This is a genomic window from Periweissella beninensis (assembly GCF_016908275.1).
GTDB classification, from domain to species: domain Bacteria; phylum Bacillota; class Bacilli; order Lactobacillales; family Lactobacillaceae; genus Periweissella; species Periweissella beninensis.
Genome location: NZ_JAFBDN010000060.1, coordinates 1 through 1,431, shown reverse-complemented (window position 1 = coordinate 1,431; position 1,431 = coordinate 1). Strand labels below are relative to the sequence as shown.

2 protein-coding genes are annotated in these 1,431 nt (G+C 35.4%); both read right to left on the bottom strand.

All coding sequences use genetic code 11. The features are described 5' to 3' along the window. Positions 1-31: 31 nt before the first annotated feature. Entirely contained in the window at positions 32-865 is an 834-nt protein-coding gene (locus JOC59_RS09260) for an IS3 family transposase (protein WP_239517099.1), read from the bottom strand. Between the two features lie 32 nt (positions 866-897). Then, on the bottom strand, positions 898-1,383 hold the full coding sequence (locus JOC59_RS09255; RefSeq protein ID WP_205144454.1) for a helix-turn-helix domain-containing protein: 486 nt from the start codon (positions 1,381-1,383) through the stop codon (positions 898-900). Positions 1,384-1,431: the final 48 nt, after the last annotated feature.

Genomic DNA, 1,431 nt, shown 5'->3' with positions numbered 1-1,431 from the left:
TGAACTGACCCCCATAAATTGGAGTGATGTTTTAAGCGATTAATTGGATGGCATGTTTCCGGAATTCAACCGGAGTCATGCCGTCCAATTTTTGTTTAATTCGTTTATTGTTATAGTAATTGATGAACTCAATCATAGCTGATTTTAATTCTTCATATGTCCTGTAATGAGTTTGGTGTACTGTGCAAACCTTTAACGTTCTGAAGAAACTTTCAATAACCGCATTATCTAAACATGTAGCCTTTCGGCTCATACTTTGGATAATGTGGTTTTTTGATAATGTTTTTACAAATTTTGTGTGCTGATATTGAAGCCCTTGATCAGAATGAACGACCATTCTATATGCAAGATTAGGTCGTTTATTAATCAATTCATTTAATGGATCAACAACGAACTTAACACTCGGGCTTAAACTAATATTCCAGCTAAGCACCTCTCCGCTATAAAGGTCTAAGTACGCTGTGACGTAAGCTCGTTCTTGTATACTTTGAGAACCCCAACGAACTTCAGTGACATCAGTAGCAATTTTTTGAAATGGTCGATCTGTATTAAAGCGACGCTTTAATTTATGTTTAGCCACCTTTCCCACAAGACCTTTATAAGAGTTGTACTTACGGGTTCGTTTATCATAAGCGGTGCATTGCAAGTTGTTTTCTTGCATAATTCGTTGTACTTTTTTGTGGTTGACGATAATCCCTTTATTTCGTAAGGCTAATACAACACGGCGATAACCGTAATCTTTATTAGCTGAAACAATATTTTTAATTTCAGCAACTAGTGTAGTATCAGTTTTTTCGTAAACATGTTTAAGCGCATAATGAAAACTACTACTTGAAAGACGCGCTGCTTTCAGTAATATTGCCAATTTAATGTTTAATTCCCGCTTTAATTCGACTACTAATTGGGCTTTTTCGAAGTTTGAAATTTCTTCTTCTTTTGAATTAAAGCGTCCAGTTTTTCCAAGTAAGCTACCCGTGCCCGTAAGTAATCAATTTCATCTTGTAGTTCCTTCTTGGTTTTATCTGGTTTATCTTTCATTTTGACAATACTCCCTTTATTCGGCCTAAGACGTCCCGAAAGTAAATCTCTTTCCCACTGATAAATTTGAGTAGGTGTTCGTATACGAAACTGCTTAGCAGTTTCAGGGAAAGAGGACTTAGTTTCAAAACGCCAGTTTAATACCTTTAGTTTAAAGGAATAATCAATCTGTGTCTTTACTTTTGGGCGACTTAATCCAGAAATTCCAAATTGATTCATTTTTCGAATCCATTCATAAAGAGTAGCAGTTCCTTTAATTTGATATTTAGCCATTACTTTGGATATAGGGACTCCACTTTGATACTCAAGAATTGCATTAAGTTTTGTTTGTTGAGAAAAATACATAAGAAAACCCCTCGATTGGATTTACTCCAATTCGAGGGGTTCAGTTCA

Coding starts and splice junctions, on each gene's coding strand:
- JOC59_RS09255 (WP_205144454.1), bottom strand. CDS start 1,383: ATGTATTTTTCTCAACAAACAAAACTTAATGCAATTCTTGAGTATCAA.